Here is a 4,236-nt window from a genome sequence, read left to right as displayed (position 1 = left end):
GCGCAATAGCTTCCTCTAGCGGGAGCACGCGCGTGGAGAGCGCGGGCAGAGACGCGCGCAGGTGCTGCTGGGTGAGGAGGACGGAAGCAGCGCTGTCCTCCAGCATGAAGGTGAGCCGCTCGGGAGGGACACCCGGAGCGATGGGCACGTAGGCCGCACCCACCTTGAGGGTGGCCAGCAGGCCCGCCACCAATTCAGGGGAGCGCTCCGCGAGGACGGCCACGCGGTCGCCACGCGAGACACCGGCCGCGTGAAGCTGCACGGCGAGCTGGTGGGCCCAGGCATCGAGGCCCGCATACGTGACGCCGCGCTCGCCCATGCGCACGGCAATGGACTCCGGCGCGCGGCGGGCCTGCTCCGCGACGACGTGGTGGATGCAGGTGTCGCTCGGGAACTCGACGTCCGTCGCATTCCATTCGACGAGCAGTTGCTCCTGCTCCGGGGCCGTCATCAGGGGCAGCGAAGTAATGGCGGCATCCGGCCGCGCGGCGATGGCCTCCAGCAGGACGCCGTAGTGGCCCATCAGCCGCTGGACGGTGGCGGCCTCGAAGAGGTCACTGCTGTACTCCAGGAAGCCGGTGAGGCCCTGGGGCACTTCGAAGAGCGTCAGCGCCAGGTCGAAGCGCGCGGAGTTGCCCTCCAGCGGGACGGGCTGGAAGGAGAGGCCCGGGACGCGCAGGGCTTCAGCGGGCGCGTTCTGCAGGACGAACATCACCCGGAAGAGGGGGCTGCGGCTCAAGTCGCGCGAGGGCTGGAGGACCTCCACCAGCTTCTCGAACGGGACGTGCTGATGCTCATAGGCCGCGAGCGTGGTGCCGCGCACCTGGGCGAGCAGCTCGCGGAACGAATCCTCCGGCCGCATCCGAGCGCGCAGCACCAGCGTGTTGACGAAGAAGCCAATGAGGCCTTCGGCTTCCGTGTGCGTGCGTCCTGCGATGGGCGAGCCCACGGAGACGTCGTCCTGGCCCGCGTAGCGCGACAGCAGCAGCTGGAACGCGGAGAGCAGCAGCATGAAGGGCGTCGCGCCCTCGCGCCTGGCAAGGCCGCGCAGGGACTCCGTGAGGGCCGCCGGAATGCTCACTGGCACCGTGGCGCCGCGCCGGGACTGCACGGGCGGACGCGGCCGGTCCGTGGGCAGCTCCAGCGCGGAGGGCGCCCCGGAGAGCTGGTGCTTCCAGTAGCCCAGCTGCGTCTCCAGGACTTCTCCCTGCAACCACTGGCGCTGCCACGCGGCGAAGTCCGCGTACTGCACCGGCAGGGGCGGGAGGGAAGGCGCCTGGCCCTCGCTGAAGGCCGCGTAGCTCGCGGCCAGCTCCTTCACGAGCACGCCCATGGACCAGGCGTCGGAGACGATGTGGTGCATCGTCACCAGCAGGACATGCGTCTCCTCCGAGAGCCGCAGCAGCGAGGTGCGCAGCAGCGGACCGTGCACGAGGTGGAAGGGCTGGCGGGCCTCGCGGGTGGCAAGGCGCAGCGTCTCCGCTTCGCTCGCCGTCACGTCCAGGCTGGACAGGTCTTCCACGGGGAGGGCCCATGCTGCCGGCTCGTGGATGCGCTGGAAGGGCTGGCCCTCGTGCTCGAAGAAGGTGGTGCGCAGGGCTTCGTGGCGCTGGACGAGCGCTTCAAAGGCACGGCGCAGGGCCTCCACATCCAGACGTCCCGAGAGGCGCAGCGCGGCGGGGAGATTGTAGGACGCGTCGTCGGGCGTGAGCTGATCCAGGAACCACAGGCGCTGCTGGGCGAAGGACAGGGGCTGAGGGCCCTCCGCCTGCGTTCGGGTGAGAGGCGGCAGGACCATTGCGGTGCGGGCCTGCTGCAACCTCTCGGCGAGCTTGGCGACGGTGGGCGCCTCGAAGAGCGCGCGCAGCGGCAACTCCACATCGAGCGCGGCGCGCACCCGGGCCACCAACTGCGTGGCGAGCAGCGAGTGGCCGCCCAGGTCGAAGAAGTTGTCCTCCGCCCCCACCTTCGCCACGCCCAGCACCTGCGCCCACACCTGCGCCAGCACCTCCTCCGTGGGCGTGCGCGGGGCCACGAAATGCGCGGTCTCCTGCGCGCCGTCCGGCGTTGGCAGGGCCTTGCGGTCCACCTTCCCGTTCGGTGTCAGTGGCAGCGCGTCCAGCACCACGAAGGCGGCCGGCACCATGTACTCCGGCAGCCGCTCGCGCAGGAAGTCACGCAACTGCACGCTGGTCGTGTCCTTGGGCGCCACCACGTACGCGATGAGGCGGCGCGGGCCCTCTCGCACCAGCACCACCGCCGTGCGCACCGCGGGGTGCTTGCCCAGCACCGACTCGATTTCGCCCAGCTCCACCCGGAAGCCGCGCAGCTTCACCTGCGTGTCCGCACGGCCCAGGAATTCGATGTTCCCGTCCGTCAGGTGCCGCGCCCTGTCTCCCGAGCGGTACAGCCGTGAGCCCGGCGCCCCATACGGGTTGGGCACGAAGCGCTCCGCCGTCAATTCCGGACGGTGGCAGTAGCCTCGCGTCACGCCCTCGCCGCCGATGTACAGCTCGCTCGCCACGCCCGCCGGAACCGGCCGCAGCGCCGCGTCCAGCACGTACATCCGCACGTTCGCGAAGGGCTTCCCAATCGGCACCAGCCGGTTGTCTCCCGCCTCCAGCGCGTCGCTCTCGAACCACGTGCTGTCGATGGTGGTTTCGCTGATGCCGTAGGAATTGATGAGGCGCGTCCCCTCACCAATCACGCCCCGGATGCGCCGGTACTCATTCACGTACCAGGCGTCGGATCCGGCGATGAGCACCTTCATCGCCTCCAGCCGCTGGCCCGTCTCCTCCAGGTGCTGCAACAGCCCGCGCAGCACCGCCGGGACGAACTCCGCGCAGTCGATGGCTTCCGCTTCCATCAACCCGTGCAGCTTCGGGGGCTCCAGCAGCCACTCGCGCGGGCACAGCACCAGCTTCGCGCCCGAGCACAGGGCGCGGGACACGTCGCCGCCGAAGACGTCGAAGGAGAAGCTCGCCATCTGCAAGTGGCTTCGGCACTGCTCCTTCAACGCGTAGCTTCGCTCCCAGCCCAGGTACGCATTCGCCCAGTTGCGGTGCGACACCATCACGCCCTTCGGCGTCCCCGTGCTTCCCGACGTGAAGACGACGTACGCCAGGTTCTCCGGCCGGGCCGTGCGGGGAGGCGCTTCGGTGGACAGGCCCGCACGTGCGGGGGCCTCCATGTCCAGCAGGTAGCGCGGCAGGCCCGGGGCCTCCACCGTGCCCTCCAGCGACTGCTGCGTCAGCAGCAGCGACATGCGCGACGCGGACACCATCAGCGCCAGACGGTCCGCCGGGTAGGACGGGTCCAGCGGCACGTAGGCGCCGCCCGCCTTGAGGATGCCCAGCAGCGCCACCAGCAGGCGCGGCGTGCGCTCCAGGCATACGCCCACCAGCACCTCGGGGCCTACGCCCAGGCTTCGCAGGTGGTGCGCCACCTGGTTCGCCTGCGCCTCCAACTCGCCGTACGTCAGCGCCGCCGCTCCCGGGGCCACCACCGCCAGCGCGTTCGGCGTCAGGCGTGCCTGGGCCGCGAAGCGCTCCGGAATCCCCTGCTCCGCGGGCAGGGCCACGTCGGTGTTGTTCCACTCCACCAGCACCTGCTGGCGCTCAGGGTCGGTCAACAGCGGGAGCCGCGTGGCCAGCTCGTCCGGATGGGCGACAGCGCCCTCCAGGAGCACGCGCAGATGCTCGGCCAGCCGCGCCACGGTGGGCGCGGTGTAGAGATCGGTGGCGTACTCCAGGTAGCCCTTGAGGCCGTGCTCCGTCTCCAACACCTGGAGCGTCAGGTCGAACTTCGCCGTGTGCGTGTCGAGCTCCAGCGCCTCCAGCTTCACGCCCTCCACGGTGGACGCGCCACGGAAGGATGCCTGGTACGTGAGCATGACCTGGAAGAACGGCGTGCGACCCGGGATGCGCTCCGGACGCAGCTCCTCCACGAGTCGCTCGATGGGCAGCTCCTGGTGCTCCTGGGCCCCCAGCACCGTCTCCCGCACCTGACGCAGGAGCGCGCGGAAGGACGCGGTGGCCTCCACCCGGGTGCGCAGCGCCTGCACGGTGACGAAGAGGCCGATGAGACCTTCGACCTCTCCGCGCCTCCGGCCCGCCATCGGCGAGCCCACCGTCACGTCCTCCTGGCCCGCGTACCGCGACATCAACACCTGCCAGCCCGTCAGCAGCACCATGAAGAGCGAGGCGCCTTCCTGCTGGGCCAGCGCCTTCATCGCGT

Annotated in this window: 1 protein-coding gene; it reads right to left on the bottom strand. The window is 70.5% G+C overall.

Features of this window, described 5'->3' with window-relative positions; translation table 11 throughout:
- Positions 1-4,236 (bottom strand): non-ribosomal peptide synthetase (locus tag D7X12_RS39870; protein ID WP_158620217.1); only part of this gene is annotated, 4,236 nt, incomplete at both ends.

This window comes from Corallococcus sicarius (assembly GCF_003611735.1).
Lineage (GTDB): Bacteria > Myxococcota > Myxococcia > Myxococcales > Myxococcaceae > Corallococcus > Corallococcus sicarius.
This window is presented reverse-complemented; position numbering and strand designations above follow the sequence as displayed.